Origin of the sequence: Pseudoalteromonas sp. BMB (assembly GCF_001709235.1) — a bacterium.
Lineage (GTDB): Bacteria > Pseudomonadota > Gammaproteobacteria > Enterobacterales > Alteromonadaceae > Pseudoalteromonas > Pseudoalteromonas maricaloris.
Window position 1 is genome coordinate 1 of the sequence record NZ_MBQA01000237.1, and the last position, 282, is coordinate 282.

1 protein-coding gene is annotated in these 282 nt (G+C 47.2%); it reads left to right on the forward strand.

Annotated features, from left to right (window positions below; genetic code table 11):
- Positions 1-48: 48 nt before the first annotated feature.
- On the forward strand, positions 49-282 hold a 234-nt coding region (locus tag BB427_RS23610; RefSeq protein ID WP_139119109.1), incomplete at its 3' end, for an LIM domain-containing protein.

Consider the following 282-nt stretch of genomic DNA (forward strand, 5'->3'; position numbering starts at 1 on the left):
CGGGGAACTGCTCGGTTGTCATCGTCCGAGATTTGCTAGGTAGCCATCATGTCTGAGGAAACCGAGGTCAAGAAGATTAAAAAAACTAAGAAAAAGACCAGGGTGCAAGTGGACGTGGAATATGAAGGAGATGGACCCATCGAAAACAGTGAGGAGAAGAGCGAGCTTATATTTTCCGGGGAATACACCAAGGCTATGTCCAAAGATTGGCATTCCGGGCATTTTTGCTGCTGGCAATGTGATGAGACGTTGACGGGCCAGAGGTATGTTTTAAGAGAAGAG